The sequence below is a fragment of the Microcoleus sp. CAWBG27 genome (assembly GCF_020883145.1).
Taxonomy (GTDB): Bacteria; Cyanobacteriota; Cyanobacteriia; order Cyanobacteriales; family Microcoleaceae; genus Microcoleus.
In genome coordinates this window covers 144,487-169,016 of sequence record NZ_JAHREU010000008.1, presented here as the reverse complement: position 1 = coordinate 169,016, position 24,530 = coordinate 144,487, and the positions used below count along the sequence as shown (strand labels likewise).

Sequence of the window (24,530 nt, the reverse complement as noted above, 5' to 3'; positions counted from 1 at the left end):
ACCCAAAGCCTCATTCTACCGTTAATATTTCACAGAGGCTGGAACCCAGAACCCCCATTCTACCGTTGGTCATTGAAAACTGTCCGGACTATTGTTATTCCGATATTTACATAACCGGGATGCTCCCAGCAGTTCTCGCTACTTAGAAAACTGCGTTTACAACTTCATCAGAAGATTAACCTATTCTGACGTAGTTTTAAGGGTTGCAGACCCCAGGTTGGGAATTCGAGTTATAACGTCTAATGTCTGTCCTCCCATCAATCTTAACTTAGCGATAGAGGTTGGTCTTATAGGCTTCGGTCACAATTCTGCGAATTTCAGGCTCAGCAGAACGGAGTATCTTTTCCTCAATTTTTGATAAGCCACTTTCTTCAAAAGAAGGAATTATGTCAACACGAATTTTTCCCTTTCTATTTCCCTTTCTCTCTACGGACAGAAATGCAACACCCCGAATTCTGAAGCCCTCAATCGTAAAAGCTACGCACCGTTCACAGTCTTTTATTCCGGCCTCTTCGCGTTGACTTGGAGTAATAGTTCCTTCTTCGTATAAGTTCATGAATTTTCCCAGTTGAATCACTGGTTTTGGCTTCTTAGGTTCCTTCCCGTAGTTAGGATCTTCCTGTTTGCGCCGTTTCGCTTCACCCATCGTCTATGCTCCTTTTTTGAGATTAGGTTGTACAGCAGAATATTTTATAGACATCACAATTGTTTCATGCTATTCGGCTGCTCGCTCGTATAATATTCTGTACCTTAATGTCGATTTTAAACAGTCTGTTTCTCCCAGCCAATCTTTTCGCCGACCGCCCTTGATGTTAGCTAGAGAACCTGTAAACAAGTTTTCTTTATTTGCCTATAAACAAGTTTAGAGGTTTAAAACTTGACTACAAAATGCTGATTCCTCCTTGCGAATCTGATTCAGGATAGCCATTTTTCCCAGCCTAGGGCTTGAAACTGCTACAGCGAGCTCAGCATAATTCAATATCCTGACCCTGGGTTTAAAAGTGCTATGGCTAGGCAGGACAGACAATTTACCTGTTGGGCTTGTTTACAGTTTAAGAGCCAATAGATCCAGTTCTCCGATCACTCTTATCGCTTGAGTTCTCATCGTCGATAGGCATGGCTTTCGGATCATTCATTGCCTTCGGATCATTCATTGCCTTCGGATCATTCATTGCCTTCGGATTATTCATTGCCTTCGGATCATTCATTGCCTTCGGATCGGTTTTATCGCTTGAATTACTACCGCTCATACCCCATGATCTCCCACAAAGTTGGTTTACTTAGACAATATCGTAAACCAGCTCTTTCAAATAAATTTGATTTCTCAACCTAAGACTCGAAACCAGTACAGCTCAGTCAGCATATCAGCATATCCTGATTTACAGGCTGAAATATTTATAAATCAAGCTAGGCGGGGAACCCACGCTAGACCCGCAAACTTTGCCTGTGATGCAACTCTGCCAGCCTTGCCACTGCCACAGGTGGAATCATCCCAAAACCCGCTAGACCCCGCCAGATGGTGCATTTTGTAGCCTTGCTTGTGGTGTCGGGGCGATCGCCCCGTGTCGATCGGACAGTGCTACCCAGCTTGTTAATTCAATGAAAATCACTGCGACCGCCACTTCCCCCGGATGTGTAAACATTTTAATAACAAGCAATCCTGGAAGATAAAAAATGATACAAGCCCACAAACAAAAACTCACCTTTGAAGAATACCTCACCTATGAGGATGACACCGACAATCGCTACGAATTAATTGATGGAGAGTTAGTAACATTGCCGCCCGAATCCGAACCCAACAATTTCATTGCTAACTATCTACTATTCACTCTGGCTAGTAGCGGGTTCATCCCACTGAGGCTGATCAGAACACATATGTGCGAAATCCAAGTTCCGATCCTGCGGGAGGGCGACGCAGCTAACCGCTACCCAGATTTGGTGGTTTTGCGCCCCGAACACATCTTGCTGACAGCCTCCCGGCTAACCATCACCCAAACTATGCCACCTCCTCAGTTGGTTGTCGAGGTTGTTAGTCCAGGTAGAGTTGGGCGCGATCGCGATTACATTAATAAACGAGCTCAATATGCAGCGCGGGGTATCCCTGAATATTGGATTGTTGACCCTCAAGAGCAGATGGTAGCGGTACTCCGACTAGAATCAGGTGAGTATGTCGAAGTTGGGGTTTTTCAAGGGGAACAAGCGCTGATATCGCCGACTTTTCCGCAGTTGAATTTAACGGCTGGACAAGTTTTGGGAGGAGAGTTTCAGTTGTAGAATGCGCCAAATTGCATAATTTTCACCTAAGCTACCTTGGGGCAAATTTCGACTTTGACAGTCATACCTACTTTATTGAGCATTGCAATCAGACTGTCAACGGAAAACTGCCCTATTTTACCTTGAGTTAGAGCTTTGATTCGATCGTTGGACTGTTGGAGATGTTGAGCCGTTTGATTGAGAGTCCAACCGCGCTCTTTAATCTGATGAGTCAGGGCGAGAATTAGTTGCGATCGGATTAGTAAGTTATCAGCTTCTTCAGATGAGAATCCGAGGTCTAGAAAGATATTATCGACTGCTTGGGTAATAGTATTTTCGCTCATTGTTCCGGTTCTCTTGAGTTTAAACGATTTTGTAACAACTCTTGGTAGCGTTTCTGCCCAACTTCGATATTTTTCTTGGCTGTTTTCTGAGTTTTCTTTTGGAAGGCATGGAGCACATAAATAGCTTCTTCAAATCTAGCAATATAGAAAACCCGATAGGCATTTTCTGTCCGAATCCGAATTTCTTCAACGCCTTTACCTACGATCGACATCGGTTTAAAGTCTGGTGGTTGTATGCCCTGCTGGAGAGTCCAAAGTGAAAAACCGGCTTCTTTTCGGGCATCTTCAGGAAGAGATTGGATTTCTTCGCGGGCAGGGCCAACCCACCGAATCGGCTTGATGGTCATCGAGTTTGTTGAGAATCGAATACTGTGACAATTATACTCAAGTATTGCCTTAAGTATTTTATTTCTTCAGCGCTCTATGTCGGTTAGTTCAGCCGCCGATTTGAGACATTGTGCGGCTGTAATTTCCTTGAGTAGTTCCCGAATCTCGCTGCTTGAAATTAATCTCCGGTTTAATCTCCAATATCTGCCGCACTCGATCGCGCAATTCGCCCGTAGACACCCCATTCCGCAAAGCAGTTTTCAAGTCAATTTGTCCGGTTTCGTTCAGCAGACAAGGCCGCAGCCACCCGTCAGCAGACAAACGCATCCGATTGCACCGATCGCAAAAACACTCCGACATCTGACTGATAAACCCTAAAGTCCCCTTCGCCCCCGGAATTTGAAACACATCCGCCGGCCCATTTCCGCGAATTCCCGACTCGGCTAAACCATATTTATCGCTAATTTGTTGCCGCAAATCTGCCGAAGCTACCCAACCCTTATCGCCAAATAAATCGCCATTGCCGATCGGCATAAACTCAATAAAACGAACGTGCCAATTCCGGTTAATAGTTAATTCTGCCAACTCCAATATTTCGCCGTCATTAACACCGGGAATCACCACCACATTCAGTTTCAGCGGGTCGAATCCAGCTTCATAAGCCGCTTGAATTCCCTGCCAAACTTGCATCCAGCGCGATCGGCCGCGACTGCCAATTATCTTATCAAAAGTCTCCGGTTCCAGCGAATCCAAACTAATATTAATCCGGCGCAAACCAGCATTGTAAAGATTTTGGGCCATTCCCGCCAGCAAAAAGCCATTAGTTGTCATTGACAAATCTCGCGTTTCCGGCAAAGATGCGATCGCCCCAACCAACTCAACAACCCCAGGGCGCAACAGCGGTTCCCCACCAGTCAACCGAAACTTAGTAAATCCCACAGGTATGAAAACTTCCCGCAGCAAAGTTAGCAATTCCGAGTGAGTTAACAACTGCTGCTGCAAAACATAGTCCAACTCGCTACCTTCCGGCATACAGTAGAGACACCGGAAATTGCAGCGGTCTATCAAACTAATCCGAAGGTAGTCTACGGGATTCATGTCAATACTTTGTAATATTATTTAATTATAGATGCTGACTCGATTTTCTGCCATGATTGAAACAGAACAAAAGACCTGCATAGATTTCTCTCTCATCTCTTACTCTGCGCTCTCTGCGCCCTCTGCGGTAAATAAAAAAAATCTAATTTGTAAATCCATATACCTATGACATTCTTTAAATTTGAAGCCGATTTTGTAGAAGCCCTCCGCTGCATCCCAATGCAAGTACGCCTCAAATTAGATACTTGCGGCATTAAACTCAAGTTGCAAGATTGGAATCATTTTACTCAAGCAGAACGCCAAACACTTGTAGAGCTTCCTTGTTTGACAAGTCCAGAAATTCAAGATTACCGAGAACAGCTAAACCAAATATTAATCCAACATACTGGAAAATGTGGAACCGATTTGGCGATCGACCAAAATCCCCCCTGGATGGATGCTGCAACAATACCAGAATCCGTCACAGGAAAAGCGCAAGAGCTCGGATTGACTGTTACCGACGCCCAGTGGAGCGGTTTGCAGCCGATCGAGCGATTTGCTTTAATCAAACTTAGTCGATCGAGCCACGAGAATAAAAACTTTCTCCCGGCACTTCAAGAGTTTGGCATTATTCAATAATTGTATGTTAGAAAGTTTGCAGCCAGCGCGAGCGATCGCTCAATGTAGGTTATTGGTTAGGAGCGATTTCTTTACCATATCCCGTCATTTTCAGCGGCCACATAACTCTTAAGTACGATTTACTTTCAAGACACCATGTCTAACAATCCTCAGTTTTTTGGCCCACTGCCCTACTCAGCTTTCAACAATCCATCAGCAGGAAGTGCCATCAGCCCGTTTAGCCCAGTAAGATTCACTTACTTTCATTTAGAAGACTTTGAAGACGGCGCTTTAAATACACCGGGCGTTACTGTTCCTGAGTTGGCCACAACAAATATTACAACTGCGTTCAGCGACTCGGTGGACGGCGATGACGGTGTTATTGATGGTCAAGCCAGAGGAAACAGCAGGAGCTTATTCTCCAATTTCCAGACTAGCAGCTTTACCTTCAAATTTTCTGCTAATGCACTTGGGGGTCAATTACCAACCCATGCTGGAATCGTTTGGACGGATATTGGCAGGAATGGTGGCGGCACACCCCTGTCTGGCGACTTGGTAAATAACACGTTATTTGAGGCGTTTGGGCCATCGGGAGAATCTCTGGGGGTTATCGGCCCCTTTTCGCTGGGCGATCAGAGTATTTCGCGTACTACCTCAGAAGATAGATTCTTTGGAGTTGTGAATCAAAACGGGATATCATCGATTCGATTGTCGATGCCCGGTAAAAATAACTGGGAAGTCGATCATCTTCAATATGGTTTCGCACCTGCAACCATTTCTCCTGTCCCCTTTGGGCCCGATGGCTCCTTTTTCAACCTTTCTGCCAATGCCGATAACTTTACGATCGATCCAGCTCGAGTCGGCAATCTCTTGGTTCAAGGTTTAGATGGCAACGACTTTATCCAAGGCTCGCCATCTGCCGATCGCGTAAATGGCAATGCCGGCAACGATACCATACTAGGAGGCGATGGCAACGATACGCTCTGGGGCGGTCGCGGTAACGATCGCATCGATGGCAACGCCGGCAATGACATTATCTCTGGAAATCTCGGAAATGATACGCTCTCTGGCGGTGCGGGCGATGACATCCTGCGCGGCGGACAGAACAACGATGCGCTGATTGGAGGAGAAGGTAACGACCAACTGGTAGGTGACTTGGGTAGAGACGTTCTGACGGGTGAAGCTGGAAACGATTTGTTTGTACTGCGGGTAAACGCAGCGGCCTCCAGCGTATCTGAAGCCGATGTTATTGCGGATTTTACGGCGGGTCAAGATGCGATCGGCCTTACCAACGGACTAGCCTTTGCAGGAATTGCCTTAGATGCTTCGGGTAGCAACACAGCTATTCGGATTCTTGCTACCGGACAAATTTTAGGCCTGGTTGCCGGAATTCAACCTGCGGCTTTAAGCGCCGCCAACTTTACCACATTGAGTGGGGACTTTTAACTTTGTATCAGTAGCCCGATCGTCCGACAGGCGTTAAAAACTGCTGTCTCGTACCGAAAGTTGTCAGTCGCCGAATAATTAAAAATGATTGCTGATTTCAGTCGGTTTTTAACCGACTTGTGCTATGAGACAGGGAATTAATTCCCTGTCGGCCTTCGGAACAATCGCACAATCCAAGAACCCGAGAGGGATTTCAACCCCTCGACTGTGTCCGGCAGAACTCCCATGTGAGGCTGGGTCTCGAATCTACCTTTCTCAGAAATCAATCAAAAAATTCATTTTTTTTTAAGTTATGTTACCTGCGCGTGGTATTATTCGATCTGAAGTGTACGAGCTGTAGCTTTTGTCACACTTGTCGCTACAAGACGGTTTCAACCGAATTAATTGTAGTGGGAGTCAACTAACACCGACTGCTTTAAAAGTCAAGTAACCTTGTCAGATCAATCTCGCGCATCCATCGCTGAAACGGGGGACATCTCTCAGACAGGTTCGTCCGAACCGGAGTCCACCGACACTATGCAAGATTTCTACAAACTTCAACAACAGTTGTTTGTGGTCACTCTCGCTTTCACGGGAATAATTTTTATCTCGGTGTGGATTTTTTATTCACTCAACATTGCCCTAAATTATATGCTTGGGGCGATCGCCGGTGTGGTTTACTTGAGAATGTTGGCTAAAGACGTTGAACGCATCGGCCCGCAAAAAACGAGTCTGAGCAAAAATAGGTTAGCTGTATTTATTGGGTTGATTGTAGTATCAACTCAGTTGAAAGAGCTACAGATTTTGCCCATATTTTTGGGATTTCTGACGTATAAGGGCGCGATCGTCTTTTATATGCTGCAAAGCCTGTTTGTTACCGACCCTGCCAATGGGTCAGGCAGTCGGTGAACCCTCCACTGTGTGAACTTCTTGTGAATGGAAATGCTAAATGTCTTAAATGCCTTTAATGCTTTTCCCCTCGCTGAGTTGGAAGTAGGAAAGCATTTCTACTGGCACATAGGCAGTCTCAAAGTTCACGGACAGGTATTTATTACCTCCTGGATTGTGATTGCTCTCCTCCTGATAGCTTCCCTCGCGGCAACTCGCAATGTGCAGAGAATTCCGAGCGGAATGCAAAATTTCATGGAGTACGCCTTAGAATTCGTTCGAGACTTGGCTAGAAATCAACTCGGCGAGAAAGAGTACCGTCCTTGGCTGCCATTTATTGGCACATTGTTCCTGTTTATTTTTGTATCGAATTGGTCGGGCGCTTTAGTTCCTTGGAAGCTAATTAAGTTGCCAGCGGGCGAACTAGCTGCTCCGACTAATGACATCAACACGACGGTAGCACTAGCATTGCTGACTTCTTTGGCATATTTTTATGCAGGTTTCAGTAAGCGGGGTTTGGGTTACTTTAGTAAGTACATCGAACCGACCCCAATTTTGTTACCGATCGCGATTTTAGAAGATTTCACCAAACCTCTTTCCCTGAGCTTCCGTTTATTTGGTAACATCTTAGCGGATGAATTAGTGGTAGCTGTGTTGGTGTTATTAGTTCCCCTGTTCGTACCTCTGCCCGTAATGATGTTGGGTCTGTTTACCAGTGCGATTCAAGCTTTGGTATTTGCCACCTTGGCAGGAGCTTACATTCACGAAGCATTGGAAGGACACGGCGACGAACATCACGATTAACTCTCTAAAATTGGGTAAAGGCTAATAGCGAACAGTCAAAAGTCAGCGGTCTAATGACTAATGACTAATGACCAATTACCCAACATCTCTCTTGAACTCTGTACACAAAGATTAAGGAAATTTATCATGAATCCGACAATTGCTGCTGCTTCTGTTATCGCCGCCGGTCTAGCTATTGGTTTAGGCGCGATTGGACCTGGTATCGGTCAAGGTAATGCCGCAGGTCAAGCAGTAGAAGGTATTGCGCGTCAGCCGGAAGCAGAAGGCAAAATTCGCGGCACTCTCCTGCTGAGCTTAGCATTCATGGAATCCTTGACCATCTACGGTCTGGTTATTGCATTGGTGCTGCTGTTTGCTAATCCCTTCGCTTAATATTGAAGGATTGCAAAAAAGGGGCGGATGTCTTTCCGCCCCAAAAACAAGGAGGAACTAAAAGTGTTTGATTTTGATGCAACTTTGCCATTTATGGCATTGCAGTTCCTAGTTTTGACGGTAGTCCTCAATGCGGTTTTCTATAAGCCCTTGACTAAGGTTCTGGACGATCGGGACGAATACATTCGTACCACTCAAGTGTCAGCTCAGGAACGCTTGGCAAAAGCCCAGAAATTAGCGCAGGAATACGACCAAAAACTGGGAGAAACTCGCAAACAGTCTCAGGCAGTAATTGCTACGGCTCAAGCGGATGCCAAAAAAATCGCGTCGGCAAAAGTAGCTGAGGCTCAAAAAGAAGCTCAAGTTTCGCGAGAAAAGGCAGGCCAAGAGATTGAGCAGCAAAAGCAAGAGGCAATGCGCTCGCTAGAACAAGAGGTAGATACTCTGAGCCGACAAATTCTTGAAAAGCTATTGGGCACAGCATTGGCCAAATAGCTCGATCGAACAGTTTGAGATTTTGGGTGAATTCTCAAATCTTAAATCGGTTCATCCAACCTGCACGCGCAATTATGGAAGAGAATCATGGGGACTGTTTTATTGCTAGCCACAGAAGCTAGCGGGGAAGGTGGTTTCGGTTTAAATTTCGATATTTTAGAAACCAACCTGATTAACCTGAGCATTGTTATTGGATTGCTGTTTTACTTCGGGCGCGGCTTTTTAGGAAATATCCTAGGCGAAAGACGCTCCGCCATTGAAGAGGCGATTAAAGATGCAGAAACTCGCCAAAAAGATGCAGCGGCAGCCTTAGCAGAACAACAGCAAAAATTGACTCAGGCTCAAGCAGAAGCGGAACGAATTCGCTCCGCTGCTGAAGCAAATGCGATCGTAGCAAAAGAAGCAATTCTAGCTCAAGCGGCGCAGGAAGTTGAACGCATGAAAGCAACAGCAGGTCAAGAGTTGGAAGCGGAGCGGGAAAGAGCGATCGCCCAACTGAGATCGACGGTTGTATCTTTGGCATTAGCAAAAGTGGAAGGTGAGTTAAAAACTAGCTTGGACGACAACGCCCAAAACCACTTAATCGATCGCAGCATTGCGTTACTGGGAGGCTAAAAAGTGAGTATCGTTAGCACAGCAGTCTTACAGCCTTACTCATCTGCCTTGATGTCACTGGCTCAGTCCAGCAATCTCTCAGAAAAGTTCGGCGAAGACATTCGTTCTTTGCTTAGCCTGCTAGAAGGTTCGGAAGAATTACGTCAATTTTTAGCCAATCCGCTGATCAAAGCGGATGCAAAAAAAGCTGTGATTGGGCAAATAGCGGGTGAAGAAATGAACCCCTTGATGCACAACTTTCTGAAGCTTTTAGTAGACAAAGGAAGAATTCTTTTTTTAGAAGGCATTGGCCAACAATACTTGGCAAAGCTCCGAGAACTCAACCAAACAGTATTGGCTGAAGTTACATCGGCAGTCCCACTTTCAGACGCTCAACAGCAAACTGTTCGCGAGAAAGTCCAGGCGATGACCAGCGCTCGCAGCGTAGAAATTGAAACAAAAATAGACGCAGATTTAATCGGCGGTGTGGTAATTAAAGTAGGCTCTCAAGTAATTGATGCTAGCCTGCGGGGACAATTGCGCCGTCTCGGAATTCGCTTGAGTTCCTGATTTAAGGAAGAAGGAAGAAGGAAGAAGGAAGAAAGAATAAGGGAAGAATTAAACAAAAGGCAGAAATCAATGAATTTCTGTTTTTGAGTTGTTAGTCCCAAATACTTACTGCCAAATCTCAATTCTTTCTTGCCAAAAACATCCACCCGCCCAAAAATGGGTACAAGCACTAGACTTAAAGTCGTGGAAAGATCGAAATTTTAGACTAAGAGTTCAAACTCCCAGATGCAACGCTGCGAGTAAATCTAAAATCTAAAATCTAAAATCTAAAATCGACTGACTGACAACTGACAACTGACAAATAATAATTGACATGGCAGCAATCAGACCTGACGAAATTAGCAGCATTATTCGCCAGCAAATTGAACAGTACGACCAAGATGTAAAAGTCTCTAACGTCGGTACTGTTTTGCAAGTAGGCGACGGCATTGCCCGGATTTATGGCTTGGATAAGGCTATGTCCGGCGAATTGCTAGAATTTGCCGACGGCACTGTGGGTATCGCACTGAACCTCGAACAAGATAACGTCGGTGCAGTGTTGATGGGCCAAGGCCTAGGCATTCAAGAAGGTTCCGCAGTTACTGCTACTGGCAGAATTGCTGAAGTCCCCGTTGGTGAAGCAATGTTGGGCCGCGTAGTTGATGCTTTAGCCCGTCCTATCGACGGCAAAGGCGATATTAAAACTACTGAGTCTCGTTTGATTGAATCTCCGGCACCTGGTATCGTTTCTCGCCGTTCTGTTTACGAACCGATGCAAACAGGGATTACCGCTATTGATGCGATGATTCCTGTGGGAAGAGGACAGCGGGAACTGATTATTGGAGACCGTCAAACTGGTAAAACTGCGATCGCGATCGACACAATCATCAACCAAAAATCGGAAGATGTAATTTGCGTGTATGTGGCGATCGGTCAAAAAGCTTCTACCGTAGCTAACATCGTCAACGTCCTGCAAGAAAAGGGCGCGATGGACTACACAATCGTCGTAGCAGCCAACGCTAGCGACCCCGCAACCCTGCAATATTTGGCACCTTACACAGGCGCCAGCTTAGCCGAGTATTTCATGTACAAAGGCAAGCACACCTTGGTCATTTACGATGACCTTTCCAAGCAAGCACAGGCCTACCGCCAAATGTCCTTGTTGCTGCGCCGTCCTCCCGGTCGCGAAGCATATCCCGGAGACGTTTTCTACCTGCACTCTCGCTTGCTAGAACGCGCTGCTAAATTGAGCGACGACTTGGGCGAAGGCAGCATGACAGCTTTGCCAATCATTGAAACCCAAGCTGGCGACGTTTCTGCCTACATTCCTACCAACGTAATTTCGATTACCGACGGTCAAATCTTCCTTTCTTCTGACTTGTTCAACTCTGGTTTGCGTCCAGCAGTAAACCCCGGTATTTCGGTATCGCGGGTAGGTTCAGCGGCTCAAACTAAGGCAATGAAAAAAGTAGCCGGTAAGGTGAAATTGGAATTGGCGCAGTTTGAAGAATTGGCAGCATTTTCTCAGTTTGCTTCTGACTTGGATAAAGCTACTCAAAATCAATTGGCCCGCGGTCAACGCTTGCGCGAACTGTTGAAACAAGCGCAAAGTTCTCCTCTGCCGATGAACGAACAAGTGGCTGTAATCTATGCCGGTATTAACGGCTACATGGATGACATTGATGTGGACAAAGTAAGCAAGTTTACTGTTGGTTTGCGCGACTATTTGCGGACTAGCAAGCCGAAGTACGGCGAAATCGTTCAAGGCGGTAAAGCTTTGACTGATGAAGCTGAGAAGCTGCTGAAAGAAGGCATCACAGAGTACAAGCAAACTTTCTTGGTTTCTGCGTAATTAGTCATTAGTCATCAGTGATTAGTGATTAGTTGAGTTTCGATCCCCCCTAGCCCCCCTTAATAAGGGGGGGACAAGAGTATTCAAAGTCTCCCGACTATCAGGGAGAGAGTGGAAGCATTCAAAGTCTCCCGACTATCAGGGAGAGACTAGAAACACTCAAAGTCCCCCTTCTTAAGGGGGATTTAGGGGGATCGAGACTTAGTTAAGTCACGGATCCCCCCTAGCCCCCCTTAAGAAGGGGGGGACAAGAGTATTCAAAGTCTCCCGACTATCAGGGAGAGACTAGAAACACTCAAAGTCCCCCTTTTTAAGGGGGATTTAGGGGGATCGAGACTTTGAGAAAAACGAGAGAGACATCTGGTTTGGGTCTTAAAATTGATACCAATAGAAAATGCCGTGTCTCTACCGCAGCTAAATTTAAAAACTGATGGCTGGGAACTAAGAACTCAGAAATAAAAGCTAAGGAAAAAGGAGAAAGTTATGGCAAATCTCAAAACTATTCGCGATCGCATTAAGTCGGTCAAGAACACTAAAAAGATTACAGAAGCAATGCGCTTGGTGGCTGCTGCGAAGGTGCGCCGCGCTCAAGAACAGGTGACTGCTACTCGTCCTTTTGCCGATCGCTTGGCAGAAGTATTGTACGGTTTGGCGGAACGCTTGAAGTTTGAAAGCCAGGATTTGCCGCTGCTGAAAAAACGCGAAGTCAGAACAGTCGGACTTTTGGTCGTTTCGGGCGATCGGGGTTTGTGCGGTGGCTACAACGGCAACATCATTAGATACGCCGAAAATCGCGCCAAGGAAATCAAAGCTGAAGGCTTAAACTACAAATTCGTGTTGGTAGGACGCAAAGCTACTCAGTATTTCCAACGCCGCGATCAGCCAATTGATGCTACTTACACTAACTTGGAACAAATCCCAACAGCACCGGAAGCAGCGCTAATTGCTGACGAATTGCTGTCTTTGTTCCTGTCGGGAACTGTGGATAGAGTTGAGCTAATTTACACCAAGTTTGTGTCACTAATTAGTTCGCGTCCAGTAATTCAAACCTTGTTACCCCTCGACCCCCAAGGTTTGGAAACTCCCGATGATGAAATCTTCCGCTTGACAACAAAAGGCGGACAGTTTCAAGTATCGCGGGAGAAAGTTTCTAAACCTACGAAGAGTTTGCCGCGGGACATGATTTTCGAGCAAGATCCGGCGCAAATTTTGGATGCTCTTTTGCCGTTGTATTTGAACAACCAATTGCTGCGGGCTTTGCAAGAGTCTGCGGCTAGCGAGTTGGCGGCGCGGATGACAGCGATGAACAATGCAAGTGAGAATGCTAGCGATTTGATCGGCAGTTTGACGCTGACTTATAACAAGGCGCGACAAGCGGCAATTACTCAGGAAATTCTGGAAGTTTGCGGCGGTGCTGAGGCTTTAAACGGTTAAGTTAGACTTGACAAATTGTTAATTTTATGCTAGGCGTCTGGGGTAACTCAGGCGCTTTTTTTATTTGAAGTCTCTTCTCTTCATCTGCGTGAATCCGCGTTAATCCATTATCATCTGCGGTTAAGAAATTCTCTTTTAACCGCAGATACAGGCGGATTAGCGCAGATGAACGCAGATGAGATGATAATCTATATGTTTTAAAGCTTTAAACCTATATGAGTGACAAAAAAACTGTGGCTATTAGAGTAGAAATGCCCCCGGAATTGCGGAACCGATTTAAGTCGGCTGTTGCTAGAGAGGGTAAAAATATGAGAGATGTTTTGCTTGAATTTATGGAGGAATATGTCAAGCAGGCCGAACAACCAAAAATAGAAGCAAGTCAAAACCAAAACAACACGTAGCTGCTACGCGTAGCGGTTGATATAACGCATACAGGGCAAGACATTTAGTTGTTTAACTGTAAGGGAATTATGAAGTGAGGAGCGATCGCCTATTCCTGCACAATTTCCACCAAGTCTTCAATCATTACATCAAAGGTGCGAGCCAATTTGTGTATGGAAATGAAGTCAATAGTTGAAACTCCCGGACAGCGGGCGTAGTGTCTGACTGTACTGTAAATTACTCCCGATCGCTCTGAAACCTCTTTTAGCGTCCAACCTTTCTCAGCCGCAAATTCCCTGACTTTTAGTCTGACTAAACCCATACTTGACAAATGATGGTGTACCATCATAAGATATTTTTATCCCAAAAGGCGATCGGCTAATCTTGGACAATCTCATACAAATCTTCGACCATCACATCAAAAGTCCTCGCCAACTTGTCCAAGGCTGTCACATCAATTGTTGCTAAACCGGGCGATCGGGCATAGGTTCTGAGCGTACTGTAGACTACGCCCGATCGCTCTGAAACCTCTTTGATCGTCCAGCCTTTCTCAGCAGCAAACTCTTTAACCCGCAATCTAATTAAACCCATAAGCTCTTGAGATGTGATTGATATAAGTCATAGGATTGTACTGTAAAAGGCGATCGCCTATTCTTTGACGACCTCAACCAAGTCTTCGACCATCACGTCAAAAGTACGTGCCAACTTGAGCAGACAAGTAAAATCAACCATTGCCATTCCTGGAGAACGCGAATAGGTGCTGAGGGTGCTGTAGTTGACTCCCGATCGGTCAGAAACCTCTTTGATCGTCCAGCCTTTCTCACCAGCAAATTCTCTAACCCGCAATCTAATTAAACCCATAAACTCTTGACAGATGATTGATATAGGTCGTACAATCATTATAATGTAAAAAGCGATCGCCCCTAGGCCTGGAAAACTCAAGGACGATCGCCTATCAAAGTTCAAATCCCATCAACTGGGATGTATTAACCATCTGAAATTCCCATCAAGTGGGATGTACCAACCGTCTGAAATTCCAAGTAATTGGGATGTACCAACCATCTGAAATTCCCATCAAGTGGGATGTATCAACTATGTTAGCAAGCTTTCGACCAAAATCAACCCCCAGGCACAGATTGAGCCGGTTTGTCACAAAAGAGGCGATCGCGCGGCTGCTGAAAATCGCGGTAGAACAAATATATCGCTTCGAGTGCTGGGCGCATATCCTGTACGTGCACGCCCAAGGGATGAGTCGGTTTGTGAGTTATGCCGACTTTCCCCCGGTGGTGGGAGTGGAATCGCCGTCTGGTTTAGATTTTGGTTATTGGAAGCGGCGGATGGCGAGTCTGAAGGAGAGATACGCGCCGGATTTTTGGGTGGATTTCTATGCGGAGAGATTTCGGGAAGCCGTTTCTGTTGCTGAATTGTTGGAGTGGGGAGAGTTAGTTGGGGTGGTTAAATTGATGTTGGGGGCGATCGGGCTGGAGTCGCTGCGAAAGGTTTACGCCCAAGAGAAATCTCTGCTGGAACATTTCTAAATTATGACTAAAACACGGGTGATTAGAAACCGGGTTTTTTTGCGAAAATACGGCATCCCAGCCTTTAACTAAGTGAAAAACCCGGTTTCTGTGGTTTTGATGCGTCGATGAATGTGAATCCTACTCTTTCTCCTACGCCAAACCCTGCGACACAAACCCTGCCCAATAATGGGGACTGACAAAGGGCAATTTTTCCCGACAAAGCCAATCTAATCGCAATCGCACATTTTTGACAATTTCTGCTTGGTTTTCTCCTTTTTGTTGCTCAAAATAAGCCTCTAACTGCCATTTATATTTACCAGACAACTCATCGCCTGTCAAGTTGCGGAGCTTGAATTGTGCTTTTCGCAGCGCTTGCGATCGGCTATTATCCCTCTTTTCCTGATAGTAGAAAATGCAAAATAAAGCCGTTGCTAAATCGTCCACAGCCCACAAGGTACTGACTACATTTCGCGCACCTGCACAGAGGAAACCGCTAGCAATGGAGAGCGGATCGTCGGTAATTTCGGTAAAGGTTAAATTGGTTTCGCAGCAGGAGAGGAAGACTTCTGCTAAGTCTGAAAATCTCCAGGTGAAAATGCGACCGAGGTTGATGTCGCCGTCGGATAATAGCAGTTTTGATTCCAGGGAATTATTCAGATCGGAACTGGCGTGATGGCTGGAATGGAGGACTTGCACTCGATCGAGTAAATTTTGATAGTTGCCGATTGTGGCTTGCTGGTATTGGAGGCGAGAATTTTTATCGACTTGGTGCATGGTTGCCAGGGTTTCGCACTCGTAGCCTGTGAAAACGAGGTCGCCTGTGGCATTTTCGACGATTCCCATTGTGACAGGTTCGAGGTTGCCTCGCTGGTGGCAAAAGTTGAGTATTTGGCAACTGGGAACGATGCGGATGCGGAAGCGATCGCTGAGGTATTCGGGTTGTTGTTGGGGTGGGGTTTGGGCAGGGTTGTTTGGAGGTTTGCTAAGAGGTTTTAAGCCGCGTACTCTGTCCGAGGCTGTATCGCTGTGGGGAATGGGAATGTTGTTTAAAGGTAAGGCCGCAAAGGGGATTTGATGCAGGTACAGGTGAGGGATAATAATCAGTTCTTTGATGCCGTTGAGATGTTGGGAAATTAGTTGATTAATTTGCAGGCGGTTAGCGAGTTCGTGGAGAACTGCACCCATTTGATTTTTCCATTCGTATTCGTTTTTTTTATAAGGTGTTAACCAGTTATTGAATAGCCAATCTTGCAAGGTTTCAAGTCCTTGACCTTCGCAGGTGTGCAGTTGGGTTGGTTGATTTTGGCGCAAGATGAAAATGTGGGTATGTTCGCCAGTGGTGTAAAAATTGAGGATGGCGGTTTCGGCATCGGGAATTAACGCTTGCATATCCTTGAAATAGAGGGGATCTGGTTGCAGTTGACCCGCCAAAACTTGGTCTTTGCTGCGAATTTTCAGCCAAGCTTTCTTTTTTTCATCTTCTAATTCTTTAATCTTTGCGATAATAGCGTCGCAGTTTGGGGTTGGCTGGCGAGTGATGGCGAGTGATTTCATTCCGTCATTTTCAGAGGAACGCAAACGATCGCTTTGTTGTTGCAGGCGATAGTATGCTTCGACTTCTGGGGGAATTTCGCCTTGGGGGTAGAGGTCTTTGCTGGCGAATAAGTCGGCGAGGTGGCGCGATCGAGAGCGATCGGCGGTTTCGACAGCTCGATCGTATTTTTTGAGGTTGATGTAGCATTGGACGGTGTTGGCGTAAACGGAGATGGCTTCTGCAATGATTTTTTGGCGGCGATCGTCGGTGGTTGAGCCTTTGCGGAGTTGTTCTACTGCTTTTATGGCGGGTTCGTATCCTTCTAATGCGAGATGCCAGTCGCCTTGGGTAAAGCCAATATCACCTAGATTACGACCTGTTCTGAAGCATTCGGCTGGCATAGTTTCGGGGGTGGCAATTTTGAGGGAGTCTTGATAGTTCTCAATGGCTTTCTCTGTTTGCTGCAATTCACGGTAAGCAATGGCTATGTTGTTGAGAACAGATGCTTCCCCTTGCCTATGTTTGATTTCTCCACAAATTGCTAAAGACTGTTCGTGGTAAGCAATCGCTTGTTCGTACTTTCCAAGAGGTAAGTAAGCGTTGCCTATATTTCCTAGAGAAGCTGCTTCCCCTTGTCGGTATTCGAGTTCTCGACAAATGGCTAAAGACTGTTCGTGATAGTCTATCGCTTGTTCGTATTTTCCCAGAGAGCAGTAAACGCTACCTAAATTTGCGAAACAAGTCGCTTCTCCTCGCCGATCGTTGATTTGCCGACAAATAGCTAAAGAATCTTTGTGGAAGCTGATCGCTAGTTCATGCTGTCCTAGATAGAAGTAAGCGCTGCCTAAACTTCCCAGAGAATTCGCTTTTCCTTGGTGATATTCGATGGCCCGACAAATGGCTAAAGACTGTTCGTGGTAAGCAATCGCTTGTTCGTACTTTCCCATACATAAGTAAGCGTTACCTAAATTTCCCAGGGCAGTTGCTTCCCCGGGCCGCTCTCTGATTTTCTTTTTAATGTCTAAAGATTGTTTGTAGTAGTCGATTGCTTTTTCGTACTGTCCCATAGATAAGTAAACGTTGCCTAGACCTATTAGAGAACTCGCTTTGTTTTTTTGGTCTTTGATTTCGTGACTAATGGCTAAAGACTGTTCGTGGTAGTCTATCGCTTGTTCGTATTCTCCAAGAGAGTCGTAAACAATCCCTAAATTTCCCAGAGAAGTCGCTTCCCCTTGGCGGTCTTGGATTTCCCGACTAATAGCTAAAGAATCTGTGTTGTACTTGATCGCTTGTGTGTACTTTCCTATAAATTTGTAAGTTATACCTAAACTTGCCAGTGAAGCTGCTTCCCCTTGTCGGTATTCGATTTTCCGATGAATAGCTAAAGACTCTTCGTGGCAATCCAACGCTCGTTCATACTCTCCCAAATATTGGTAAGCTATTCCTAAACTTAGCAACGAAGATGCTTCCTCTGCTCGGTCTTTGATTTCCCGACAAAGGCCTAAAGACTGTTCGTAGAAGTTGATCGCTTGTTCGTACTCGGCTAGAGCGAAGTAAGCTTTTCCTAAATTTCTTAATGCAGTCACTTGCCTTCGGCTGTCTTTGATTTCCTGCAAACTGTCTAAGGTCTGTTTCCAGTAGCCGATCGCTTGTTCGTACTCTGCCAGAGCAAAGTAAGCATTACCTAAATTACCCAGCGCAATCGCTTTTCCTTGACAATGATGAATAGCTTGATAAATGGTAAGGCATTGTTGCCAGCAATGGAGAGCTACAAGCGTCTGGTGGATGTAAAATTGCTCATTTCCCCACCTAAATAAAATATCTGCTGTCTGTTCTTTGATTACTGTTGGCTGCTGGTCATTGGCAATATTTTCTGCCAATTGCAAGGCAAGATTAGTTAAAAAGTTAGCTACATCTTGGTTGCCCCTATCATGAATTTTTTTAGCAACCACAATGATCATTGACAAAAGTCCGGGATCGAGTAACTCAGGGTGTGCATTTAAGATTTGCCATTTTTCCCCATTAGAAGATTCGATCAGTTTTTGGATGAGTTGTAAATAGGCTGGCATGCGATCTTCGTACATTGTTATTTTCCTTTATTTTAGGTAATTTATGTTATGATTTAATTGTACTTAATTTACCTTGCTCAATTGCCTTAGATTATAACTTTGATTGGAATCCAGCCAAAGAAAAGCAAAATATTCGCAAGCATCAATTAAATTTCCGTTTGGCATCAACTGTTTTCCGCGATCGCTCTCAATTAACAATCTATGATGAAGAACACAGTCAAGATGAAGATAGATGGATTACCATAGGCTTAGACGAAACAGGAATTTTAAGGGTTGTCATCCATACCTTTGAACAAACCGATCGCACCTCATGTATAATTCGGATTATTTCAGCCCGTAAAGCTAATTTCACAGAAACCCAAGCTTATCAAGAGAGGAAATTATGAAATCAGAGTATGATTTTTCTGCATCAGAGCAAGGCAAATTTTACCATCCTGATGCTACGTTTCATTATCCCATTTATCTCGAACCCGATGTCGAGGAATTTGTGACTAAAATTGCTGAGCATAAAAAGATTGAGGTGCAAGTTTTGGTCAATGAATGGCTGAGAAATAACATTAAACTCATTCAAAGTATTGAGTAGGTGAGAAACCCGGTTTATTAAAATAAACTAAGTTTATAGCTTCCAGGTTACTGTTTTTCTACCACCTCAAAACTTTGATAAAAAACTTGCCAATTGCCTTGCTGTTCCAATTGTTCAAATAACTCCTTAATCCGTTCAGCATTCCATTCGGGGAATTCTTCCTCTTGGTGGGGGGTTAACCAAGGCAAACTCAAAGGCTTCTCCAAGGCAATTGCTAAAAATTCCTCATTTCCTGCTTCTCCAAACATAAAGTTTTGCTTGTTGTAATCTGCCCAAGAATCCTTTTGAGGAAACCAACTTACCCTTTTTTCCATAATAGAATTCGGTGCATAGCATGATGATGGACAGAGTAAACATTGACCATCCTTGCTGCGATTCAACAACAGCAATTGATAATTATAACGTTCTAAACTTTCTAAATTAATTTCCATCCAAAGCGACTGATTTGCCGGAATCGTTAGCGTAATTTTCTGTACCGAAGGGGGAGGTGTTTGCCGAACTAAGCCTCTATTTACCTGTACGGCTGTCATTTCCTCTTCGGTCAAAAACTGTAGCCAATTGTCAGGAGACTTAGCTTTTTCCTGCAAAATTTGCCAGCCATTTTTTTCAAGCCACTTCAAAAACTTATCATTCCACAACCACTTATAAACCTCTTGCCAAGGGCTAATTTTTTGCTCACTCTCTTTATCCTTTTTCCCTCCTTGCTTAAGATTTAATAGCACCTCAGTATTCACGCCGTCCGCTTTCATCTCCTCTCCATATTTTTGATCGATTACCTCAATCACCTTCCGAATGGTTTGACTTATTTTATTTTCGCAATAAACTCCTAAATCGTTTTTCATTAGTTCAGCAATTTCTTTATGAGTGCTTTCTCTGTTCTTCGGGTGATTTTCCGGGGCGAATCGCCGAATAAAACAAGCCTTATCCTCAGTCAGGTTTCCAGGGAATAGCTCTTCCGCGATTTGGTTTTGAAAATTTTGCTTGAGATTCATACATCCACTGCCATAACTTAGCCTTATCATCTTATCTTAGCAAGCTTGTATCTAGCTGGCAACTCCTTAGCGCTAAGTCATTATTTAAAATTATTTGCCATAATATGGGATTATTTGCAATTATTTAATCAATCAAAATCATCATTTGTTTTTACCAATAATTATTTGAAATTAACTAGACATCATTTGGGAGTGGGTGTCATCGTAAAGACATCCCAAACAAACCTCTAAAAAATATGCCAACACAAGCGCAAAAAAGATTCAATCCCTACGCCACTGTAACTGGGCTTGCCGAAGTCTTAGCAACCGAAAAAGATTGCCTACACGCATTATGGCAACGAACTCACTATCAATTTGAAAAACAACCGAGTACCTATGACCCCTCAGAACATGAAGAAAAGCTGATTCAACGAGCAGTACAACTGCAAAATGAAGGTTTCACCGTCTATGTTGAAAATCAAAATTCATTCAAATATAAAGGTCAAACCTTTGATATCTGCGTTGCCGGCCGACCAGATATCATTGCTATTAAAGATGATTGGGCAGTTGTCGAAGATATCAAAACCGGCAAGCGCAAAGATTCACATAAAATGCAAGTGCTTCTCTATATGTCAATGTTGCCCTTTGCCCCCGAAACCAAAAATCTGTTTAAAGGTCATATTCCGCACGGCCGATTAGTTTATCGAGATGGCATTTTAGATATTCCCAAGTGGTATGTTAATGAGCATTTTAGACAGCGTTTGCAGCAGTTAATTGCCATGCTTTGTAATTCTCAACCTCCCAACCCAAAACCTAGCGATTGGGAATGTCGCTATTGTCAGGTTCCCTCTGCCTGCTGTTCTGTAAAAATGAGCCGAGAAACAGAGTTATTTGCATGAGTTAAGTACAGGAAATATCCATAATAGCGACAACCGATAGGTGAAAAGTTGTCGCTATTAGAACCAAGTCCGCCTACGTTGCTTTGACTGAGGGCGTTGCAGTATAATTTCAGCAGTGTCGGCAAAAGTACGATCGCCCTTCCCGATCGCCCATAATAGTAACAAGTAAGTTTGCTAAAAGCGAGGAAATAACTATGGTCACTGCTAATGCCGCACAGAAGCATTTTACTCTAGAAGAGTTCATGGCTAATCCCCTCGACCAGATGGAATGGGTGGATGGACAACTCGTGGAGAAAAATGGAGCCACACTCAAGCATGGTAAAATTCAATCAAACCTGGGTTGTGCTTGGGCAAATTACATGATTTCCAGCAAACAGCGAGGTGAAGTTTATATTTCACCACCTTGCCGCACTAACCAACAAATTCGCCGTCCCGATGTCGCTTATCTCACACCCGAATTAGTCGCACAATTTGGCAACCTTGCCACTTTACCCCAAAGTTTCCCCTTAATTGCGGAAATAGTTTCACCCACCGATATCGCTGAAGATGTTTTTCTCAAAGCACAGGAATATTTAGCATCTAGCTGTCAGGAAGTCTGGCTAGTTTTTCCCGATAGTCGTTTAATATTTGTGATGACTCAAGATCGAATATTGACATTTAGATCCGGCGATACCGCCACCACTCAACAAATCTTGATGGGTTTTAGCATCGAGGTCGATCGCTTGCTAGCTTAAACATCAAACTAAATTGCTACAATATATTTGAGACTCCCCCAGTCCGCGCAGGCGGACTTCGTTTGTGTAGCCCCGAATTCTATTCGGCGGGCTTAACATTAACAACTTCGTTTGTGTAGCCCCGAATTCTATTCGGTGGGCTTAACATTAACAATGAATGCTTAATCCTTAATATCCCACCATTCTAGAAAACGCCATGTCAGACGACTTTTCCCTAGATGAGCTTTTAAATAGAAGTTACTACGCTTTCAAAGACGCAGAAAACCAAGTGGGACAGTGCAATGTTTTAGTCATCGGCAAAACCGGAGTCGGCAAAAGTACCCTGATCAATTCTGTGTTTCGCCAGCGCTTAGCAGAAACCGGAGTCGGCCGCCCCGTCACTCACGGTATTCGCCAATACACAAAACCGAATTGTCCAATTACAGTTTACGACACTCCGGGACTCGAACTCAACGCCGAACAAATTAAAATTATTCAATTAAACGTTGCTAAACTAATTGAAGACCAAAGACTTTTGCACCCCAAAGAACACATTCACGTCATCTGGTACTGCATCAATCACAGCGCCAATAGAATAGAAGCTGTAGAGGAAAGCTGGCTCAAGGAAATGGAAGTTAAAGATGTACCAGTTATTTTAGTTCTGACTCAAACTACATCAAAAAAACCGAGCGAGTTTTTCAAGCAACTGGAACACATGAATTTGCCAGTCAGTCAAATTATTCCCGTCATGGCTGAACCGGAACAAATTGATGAGGATTATACTGTAAAATCTCACGGTTTAGATAAGTTGGTCGATGCAACTTTTCAACTGCTACCGGAAGTAGCTAAAAAAGCTTTTGTCAAAGAACAAATTGCTAATATCGCACTCAAATCTGATATGGCATTTAAGTATGTGACTGGTTATGTTGCTGGTTCTGCGATTGTCGGCGCGACTCCCGTACCGTTTGCCGATGCGCCGATTTTGATGGCGATGCAAACGGCAATGATTGCTAATATTACTGTGATTTTTGGAATGCCCTTTGATAAGGGTTTTGTTTCGGCGATGCTGTCTGCTATTAGCGGTGCTGGTGGGGTGACTGCTGTTGGTAGAAGTATTGTGACTAATTTGATTAAAATGATTCCGGGTGCGGGTACAATTGTCGGCGGCGCTATCTCCGGTGCGACAGCGGCAACTCTCACCCTTGCCCTCGGTTTGGCTTACATTGAAGTGCTGAAAGCTTATATGAAAGCTCAAGTTAATGGTGAACAGCTTTCTTTGCAGCAGTTGACTAAGATGTTTGTGGATTTGTACAAGGATTATGCGTCGTCGGGGCGTAAAACTTTGAAGGATGAGAAGCAGAATCAACCACAGCCACCGAATCAAATTAATATTGAGTAGATTGGGAATTGGGCATCGGCCAAAGAGGGCATTGGGCGGAGCGTAGCGGAGGGATTGGGCATTGGGCGGAGCGTAGCGGAGGGATTGGGCATTGGGCATTGTTATTTTTTAGTTCCCATAACTCATTACCAATTACCCATTACCAATTATCCATTACCAAAGATTGATATATAGCCTTTATCAAAAATATGAGGTATGACTGACAGCTTATATAATCGCTTAAACTAAGAGGGCCCAAGCCCAACAACGTAACTTATCTTTTTGAGAACCGCTATAATATTATTGAATTCTGCAAAAGGGAGTCAATGGCTATGGTAATGACAGCCGTTTTATCAGAAAATGTTTCTCTAGAAGACTTCATCGCTAGTCCCCCCGACGATATGGAATGGGTGGACGGGCAAATATCGGAGAAAAATGGAATGACAGTAAAACACAGTAGAATCCAATCTAGACTAGATTTTTCTTGGAGAAGTTACAAGATATCTAGCGGACAAGGGGGCGAAGTTTATACTGAAGTTCCTTGTCGTACTGACAGGCGAGTGCGTCGCCCTGATGTTGCTTATCTGACTGCTGAACTTGTTGCTGAATATGGTGATGTTGCTACTTTTCCTCAAAGTCCGCTATTAATTGCTGAAATTGTTTCTCCTACTGATATTGCGGAAGATGTTTTTCTGAAAGCACAAGAGTATTTGGATTCTGGTTGTCTGGAAGTTTGGATTGTTTTTCCAGAAAGTTGCTGGATATTGATAATGACTCAAACTCAAAAGTTAGCGTTTAATTCCGGTGACGTAATCAGCACTCAGTTAGTGCTGCTGGGTTTTAGTGTTGCGGTTGATGAGTTGTTGGGTTGAAGGCAGAAATTAGTTATTAAGTGAGTGAACATATATTGCGTGTCATTACAAAGAAACCGGGTTTTTACAGAATTTAAGGGCTGCAATCAAGTATTTTTGTAAAAAAACCGGTTTCTAGGCCCCCGTGCGTAACTCCTATAAATTTTGTCAACTTGCACCAAATCACCAACAGCGGTACAATGTTTTCTGCTTTGTTTGCAAATCTACCGTAGATTCCAATTGGGAATTAAAACCAATAATTGAAATATGTCTCAAACTTACACTGTTGAATTACTCCACCAAGGCAGCACTTATACCGTAGAAGTGCCGGAAGATCAACCAATTCTGCAAACTGCGATCGCCGCGGGGATTGATTTGCCCAACTCTTGCAATTCGGGGGTTTGTACTACTTGCGCTGCTAAGGTGGTTGAGGGTCAACTGAAGCAGGTTGATTGCATGGGTGTTAGTCCGGAACTTCAGGCTGAAGGTTATGTGTTACTTTGCGTTTCTTTTCCCCGATCGCACTTGAAGATAGAAACTGAAAAAGAAGACATTGTTTACGCTCGCCAGTTCGGTAAATCCTAGGACTAAGCTAAAAT

31 protein-coding genes are annotated in these 24,530 nt (G+C 44.5%); 20 read left to right on the top strand and 11 right to left on the bottom strand.

The window, feature by feature from the left end; translation table 11 throughout:
- Positions 1–268 precede the first annotated feature (268 nt).
- From QZ938_RS07600 to QZ938_RS07590, 3 genes are all read right to left on the bottom strand, one after another.
- Positions 269–646 (bottom strand): hypothetical protein, encoded by a 378-nt coding sequence (locus tag QZ938_RS07600; protein WP_293348022.1) that lies wholly within the window; start codon positions 644–646, stop codon positions 269–271.
- 406 nt (positions 647–1,052) lie between these two features.
- The gene (locus tag QZ938_RS07595; protein ID WP_293348025.1) at positions 1,053–1,250 is read right to left on the bottom strand and encodes a hypothetical protein; all 198 of its coding nucleotides are present in this window, start codon (positions 1,248–1,250) and stop codon (positions 1,053–1,055) included.
- A 252-nt stretch (positions 1,251–1,502) separates the two neighbouring features.
- Positions 1,503–1,643, bottom strand: a complete 141-nt coding sequence (locus QZ938_RS07590; protein ID WP_293348028.1) for a hypothetical protein — start codon at positions 1,641–1,643, stop codon at positions 1,503–1,505.
- A 31-nt stretch (positions 1,644–1,674) separates the two neighbouring features.
- Here QZ938_RS07590 and QZ938_RS07585 point away from each other — a divergent pair, with 31 nt between their 5' ends.
- A complete protein-coding gene (locus QZ938_RS07585) occupies positions 1,675–2,274 on the top strand; it encodes a Uma2 family endonuclease (RefSeq protein ID WP_293348031.1) in 600 nt (199 codons plus the stop codon).
- 26 nt (positions 2,275–2,300) lie between these two features.
- Here QZ938_RS07585 and QZ938_RS07580 read toward each other — a convergent pair whose 3' ends face one another.
- The 3 genes from QZ938_RS07580 to moaA form a co-directional block, all read right to left on the bottom strand.
- Positions 2,301–2,597, bottom strand: a complete 297-nt coding sequence (locus tag QZ938_RS07580; RefSeq protein WP_293348034.1) for an XRE family transcriptional regulator — start codon at positions 2,595–2,597, stop codon at positions 2,301–2,303.
- Positions 2,594–2,944, bottom strand: a complete 351-nt coding sequence (locus QZ938_RS07575) for a type II toxin-antitoxin system RelE/ParE family toxin (RefSeq protein WP_194009249.1) — start codon at positions 2,942–2,944, stop codon at positions 2,594–2,596. The genes QZ938_RS07580 and QZ938_RS07575 overlap by 4 nt, the downstream gene beginning before the upstream one ends.
- An 88-nt stretch (positions 2,945–3,032) precedes the next feature.
- Entirely contained in the window at positions 3,033–4,022 is a 990-nt protein-coding gene (moaA, locus tag QZ938_RS07570) for a GTP 3',8-cyclase MoaA (protein ID WP_293348041.1), read from the bottom strand.
- A 165-nt stretch (positions 4,023–4,187) separates the two neighbouring features.
- Between moaA and QZ938_RS07565 the strand changes: the two genes are divergently transcribed.
- The 11 genes from QZ938_RS07565 (at position 4,188) to QZ938_RS07515 (ending at position 13,433) form a co-directional block, all read left to right on the top strand.
- Complete coding sequence (locus tag QZ938_RS07565) at positions 4,188–4,640, top strand: nitrate reductase associated protein (protein ID WP_293348044.1); 453 nt, start codon at positions 4,188–4,190, stop codon at positions 4,638–4,640.
- A gap of 135 nt (positions 4,641–4,775) precedes the next feature.
- Complete coding sequence (locus tag QZ938_RS07560) at positions 4,776–6,065, top strand: calcium-binding protein (RefSeq protein ID WP_293348047.1); 1,290 nt, start codon at positions 4,776–4,778, stop codon at positions 6,063–6,065.
- A 516-nt stretch (positions 6,066–6,581) separates the two neighbouring features.
- The gene (locus QZ938_RS07555; RefSeq protein WP_293180536.1) at positions 6,582–6,953 is read left to right on the top strand and encodes an ATP synthase subunit I; all 372 of its coding nucleotides are present in this window, start codon (positions 6,582–6,584) and stop codon (positions 6,951–6,953) included.
- Positions 6,954–6,980: 27 nt separating this feature from the next.
- On the top strand, positions 6,981–7,736 hold the full coding sequence (gene atpB, locus QZ938_RS07550) for a F0F1 ATP synthase subunit A (RefSeq protein WP_293154916.1): 756 nt from the start codon (positions 6,981–6,983) through the stop codon (positions 7,734–7,736).
- Positions 7,737–7,862: 126 nt separating this feature from the next.
- On the top strand, positions 7,863–8,108 hold the full coding sequence (atpE, locus tag QZ938_RS07545) for an ATP synthase F0 subunit C (RefSeq protein ID WP_193972048.1): 246 nt from the start codon (positions 7,863–7,865) through the stop codon (positions 8,106–8,108).
- Positions 8,109–8,135: 27 nt separating this feature from the next.
- Positions 8,136–8,603, top strand: a complete 468-nt coding sequence (locus QZ938_RS07540; RefSeq protein ID WP_293154909.1) for a F0F1 ATP synthase subunit B' — start codon at positions 8,136–8,138, stop codon at positions 8,601–8,603.
- A gap of 87 nt (positions 8,604–8,690) precedes the next feature.
- Positions 8,691–9,218 carry a F0F1 ATP synthase subunit B gene (locus QZ938_RS07535; protein WP_293154906.1) on the top strand — a complete coding sequence of 176 codons (528 nt, stop codon included), beginning with the start codon at positions 8,691–8,693 and terminating at the stop codon, positions 9,216–9,218.
- A gap of 3 nt (positions 9,219–9,221) precedes the next feature.
- Entirely contained in the window at positions 9,222–9,767 is a 546-nt protein-coding gene (gene atpH / locus QZ938_RS07530) for an ATP synthase F1 subunit delta (protein ID WP_293154901.1), read from the top strand.
- A 313-nt stretch (positions 9,768–10,080) separates the two neighbouring features.
- The gene (atpA, locus tag QZ938_RS07525; RefSeq protein ID WP_293154898.1) at positions 10,081–11,598 is read left to right on the top strand and encodes a F0F1 ATP synthase subunit alpha; all 1,518 of its coding nucleotides are present in this window, start codon (positions 10,081–10,083) and stop codon (positions 11,596–11,598) included.
- 483 nt (positions 11,599–12,081) lie between these two features.
- Positions 12,082–13,032: a F0F1 ATP synthase subunit gamma gene (locus QZ938_RS07520; protein ID WP_293154895.1), complete on the top strand. Its 951-nt coding sequence runs from the start codon at positions 12,082–12,084 to the stop codon at positions 13,030–13,032.
- Between the two features lie 215 nt (positions 13,033–13,247).
- Positions 13,248–13,433, top strand: coding sequence for a hypothetical protein (locus QZ938_RS07515; RefSeq protein ID WP_293154892.1), 186 nt, complete (start codon positions 13,248–13,250; stop codon positions 13,431–13,433).
- A gap of 89 nt (positions 13,434–13,522) precedes the next feature.
- Here QZ938_RS07515 and QZ938_RS07510 read toward each other — a convergent pair whose 3' ends face one another.
- From QZ938_RS07510 to QZ938_RS07500, 3 genes are read right to left on the bottom strand one after another with little or no spacing between them, the layout of a single operon-like run.
- Positions 13,523–13,735, bottom strand: coding sequence for a helix-turn-helix transcriptional regulator (locus tag QZ938_RS07510; protein ID WP_106149042.1), 213 nt, complete (start codon positions 13,733–13,735; stop codon positions 13,523–13,525).
- Between the two features lie 56 nt (positions 13,736–13,791).
- A complete protein-coding gene (locus QZ938_RS07505; RefSeq protein WP_293154889.1) occupies positions 13,792–14,004 on the bottom strand; it encodes a helix-turn-helix transcriptional regulator in 213 nt (70 codons plus the stop codon).
- A 57-nt stretch (positions 14,005–14,061) separates the two neighbouring features.
- Positions 14,062–14,274: a helix-turn-helix transcriptional regulator gene (locus QZ938_RS07500; RefSeq protein WP_106149040.1), complete on the bottom strand. Its 213-nt coding sequence runs from the start codon at positions 14,272–14,274 to the stop codon at positions 14,062–14,064.
- A 188-nt stretch (positions 14,275–14,462) separates the two neighbouring features.
- Between QZ938_RS07500 and QZ938_RS07495 the strand changes: the two genes are divergently transcribed.
- Positions 14,463–14,951 (top strand): hypothetical protein, encoded by a 489-nt coding sequence (locus QZ938_RS07495; protein WP_293154881.1) that lies wholly within the window; start codon positions 14,463–14,465, stop codon positions 14,949–14,951.
- A 132-nt stretch (positions 14,952–15,083) separates the two neighbouring features.
- On the opposite strand, the gene QZ938_RS07490 is transcribed toward QZ938_RS07495, so the two are convergent.
- Positions 15,084–18,551, bottom strand: coding sequence for a tetratricopeptide repeat protein (locus QZ938_RS07490; RefSeq protein ID WP_293348050.1), 3,468 nt, complete (start codon positions 18,549–18,551; stop codon positions 15,084–15,086).
- On the opposite strand from QZ938_RS07490, the gene QZ938_RS07485 reads away from it, so the two are divergent.
- Together QZ938_RS07485 and QZ938_RS07480 are read left to right on the top strand one after the other, a co-directional pair.
- Entirely contained in the window at positions 18,551–18,922 is a 372-nt protein-coding gene (locus QZ938_RS07485) for a BrnT family toxin (RefSeq protein WP_293348053.1), read from the top strand. The two genes, QZ938_RS07490 and QZ938_RS07485, sit on opposite strands and share 1 nt — an antisense overlap.
- On the top strand, positions 18,919–19,119 hold the full coding sequence (locus tag QZ938_RS07480; protein WP_293348056.1) for a hypothetical protein: 201 nt from the start codon (positions 18,919–18,921) through the stop codon (positions 19,117–19,119). The genes QZ938_RS07485 and QZ938_RS07480 overlap by 4 nt, the downstream gene beginning before the upstream one ends.
- A 47-nt stretch (positions 19,120–19,166) precedes the next feature.
- Here the strand turns inward: QZ938_RS07480 and QZ938_RS07475 are convergent, their stop codons facing one another.
- Entirely contained in the window at positions 19,167–20,111 is a 945-nt protein-coding gene (locus tag QZ938_RS07475) for a hypothetical protein (RefSeq protein WP_293348059.1), read from the bottom strand.
- Between the two features lie 236 nt (positions 20,112–20,347).
- On the opposite strand from QZ938_RS07475, the gene QZ938_RS07470 reads away from it, so the two are divergent.
- The 5 genes from QZ938_RS07470 (at position 20,348) to QZ938_RS07450 (ending at position 24,516) form a co-directional block, all read left to right on the top strand.
- Positions 20,348–20,989, top strand: a complete 642-nt coding sequence (locus tag QZ938_RS07470; RefSeq protein ID WP_293348062.1) for a PD-(D/E)XK nuclease family protein — start codon at positions 20,348–20,350, stop codon at positions 20,987–20,989.
- Positions 20,990–21,183: 194 nt separating this feature from the next.
- A complete protein-coding gene (locus tag QZ938_RS07465) occupies positions 21,184–21,723 on the top strand; it encodes a Uma2 family endonuclease (RefSeq protein WP_293348066.1) in 540 nt (179 codons plus the stop codon).
- A 196-nt stretch (positions 21,724–21,919) separates the two neighbouring features.
- Positions 21,920–23,101, top strand: a complete 1,182-nt coding sequence (locus QZ938_RS07460) for a GTPase (RefSeq protein WP_293348069.1) — start codon at positions 21,920–21,922, stop codon at positions 23,099–23,101.
- A 305-nt stretch (positions 23,102–23,406) separates the two neighbouring features.
- Entirely contained in the window at positions 23,407–23,952 is a 546-nt protein-coding gene (locus QZ938_RS07455) for a Uma2 family endonuclease (RefSeq protein WP_293348072.1), read from the top strand.
- 246 nt (positions 23,953–24,198) lie between these two features.
- A complete protein-coding gene (locus QZ938_RS07450; RefSeq protein WP_293154863.1) occupies positions 24,199–24,516 on the top strand; it encodes a 2Fe-2S iron-sulfur cluster-binding protein in 318 nt (105 codons plus the stop codon).
- The last annotated feature ends 14 nt before the right edge of the window (positions 24,517–24,530 follow it).

Coding starts and splice junctions, on each gene's coding strand:
- QZ938_RS07555 (WP_293180536.1), top strand. CDS start 6,582: ATGCAAGATTTCTACAAACTTCAACAACAGTTGTTTGTGGTCACTCTC.
- QZ938_RS07505 (WP_293154889.1), bottom strand. CDS start 14,004: ATGGGTTTAATTAGATTGCGGGTTAAAGAGTTTGCTGCTGAGAAAGGC.
- QZ938_RS07455 (WP_293348072.1), top strand. CDS start 23,407: ATGGCTATGGTAATGACAGCCGTTTTATCAGAAAATGTTTCTCTAGAA.
- QZ938_RS07495 (WP_293154881.1), top strand. CDS start 14,463: ATGTACCAACCATCTGAAATTCCCATCAAGTGGGATGTATCAACTATG.
- QZ938_RS07490 (WP_293348050.1), bottom strand. CDS start 18,551: ATGTACGAAGATCGCATGCCAGCCTATTTACAACTCATCCAAAAACTG.
- QZ938_RS07465 (WP_293348066.1), top strand. CDS start 21,184: ATGGTCACTGCTAATGCCGCACAGAAGCATTTTACTCTAGAAGAGTTC.
- QZ938_RS07480 (WP_293348056.1), top strand. CDS start 18,919: ATGAAATCAGAGTATGATTTTTCTGCATCAGAGCAAGGCAAATTTTAC.
- atpE (WP_193972048.1), top strand. CDS start 7,863: ATGAATCCGACAATTGCTGCTGCTTCTGTTATCGCCGCCGGTCTAGCT.
- atpB (WP_293154916.1), top strand. CDS start 6,981: ATGGAAATGCTAAATGTCTTAAATGCCTTTAATGCTTTTCCCCTCGCT.
- atpA (WP_293154898.1), top strand. CDS start 10,081: ATGGCAGCAATCAGACCTGACGAAATTAGCAGCATTATTCGCCAGCAA.
- QZ938_RS07510 (WP_106149042.1), bottom strand. CDS start 13,735: ATGGGTTTAGTCAGACTAAAAGTCAGGGAATTTGCGGCTGAGAAAGGT.
- QZ938_RS07535 (WP_293154906.1), top strand. CDS start 8,691: ATGGGGACTGTTTTATTGCTAGCCACAGAAGCTAGCGGGGAAGGTGGT.
- QZ938_RS07500 (WP_106149040.1), bottom strand. CDS start 14,274: ATGGGTTTAATTAGATTGCGGGTTAGAGAATTTGCTGGTGAGAAAGGC.
- QZ938_RS07470 (WP_293348062.1), top strand. CDS start 20,348: ATGCCAACACAAGCGCAAAAAAGATTCAATCCCTACGCCACTGTAACT.
- QZ938_RS07575 (WP_194009249.1), bottom strand. CDS start 2,944: ATGACCATCAAGCCGATTCGGTGGGTTGGCCCTGCCCGCGAAGAAATC.
- QZ938_RS07580 (WP_293348034.1), bottom strand. CDS start 2,597: ATGAGCGAAAATACTATTACCCAAGCAGTCGATAATATCTTTCTAGAC.
- QZ938_RS07460 (WP_293348069.1), top strand. CDS start 21,920: ATGTCAGACGACTTTTCCCTAGATGAGCTTTTAAATAGAAGTTACTAC.
- QZ938_RS07600 (WP_293348022.1), bottom strand. CDS start 646: ATGGGTGAAGCGAAACGGCGCAAACAGGAAGATCCTAACTACGGGAAG.
- moaA (WP_293348041.1), bottom strand. CDS start 4,022: ATGAATCCCGTAGACTACCTTCGGATTAGTTTGATAGACCGCTGCAAT.
- QZ938_RS07590 (WP_293348028.1), bottom strand. CDS start 1,643: ATGTTTACACATCCGGGGGAAGTGGCGGTCGCAGTGATTTTCATTGAA.
- QZ938_RS07540 (WP_293154909.1), top strand. CDS start 8,136: ATGTCTTTCCGCCCCAAAAACAAGGAGGAACTAAAAGTGTTTGATTTT.
- QZ938_RS07475 (WP_293348059.1), bottom strand. CDS start 20,111: ATGAATCTCAAGCAAAATTTTCAAAACCAAATCGCGGAAGAGCTATTC.
- QZ938_RS07560 (WP_293348047.1), top strand. CDS start 4,776: ATGTCTAACAATCCTCAGTTTTTTGGCCCACTGCCCTACTCAGCTTTC.
- QZ938_RS07450 (WP_293154863.1), top strand. CDS start 24,199: ATGTCTCAAACTTACACTGTTGAATTACTCCACCAAGGCAGCACTTAT.
- QZ938_RS07585 (WP_293348031.1), top strand. CDS start 1,675: ATGATACAAGCCCACAAACAAAAACTCACCTTTGAAGAATACCTCACC.
- QZ938_RS07515 (WP_293154892.1), top strand. CDS start 13,248: ATGAGTGACAAAAAAACTGTGGCTATTAGAGTAGAAATGCCCCCGGAA.
- QZ938_RS07520 (WP_293154895.1), top strand. CDS start 12,082: ATGGCAAATCTCAAAACTATTCGCGATCGCATTAAGTCGGTCAAGAAC.
- QZ938_RS07565 (WP_293348044.1), top strand. CDS start 4,188: ATGACATTCTTTAAATTTGAAGCCGATTTTGTAGAAGCCCTCCGCTGC.
- QZ938_RS07595 (WP_293348025.1), bottom strand. CDS start 1,250: ATGAGCGGTAGTAATTCAAGCGATAAAACCGATCCGAAGGCAATGAAT.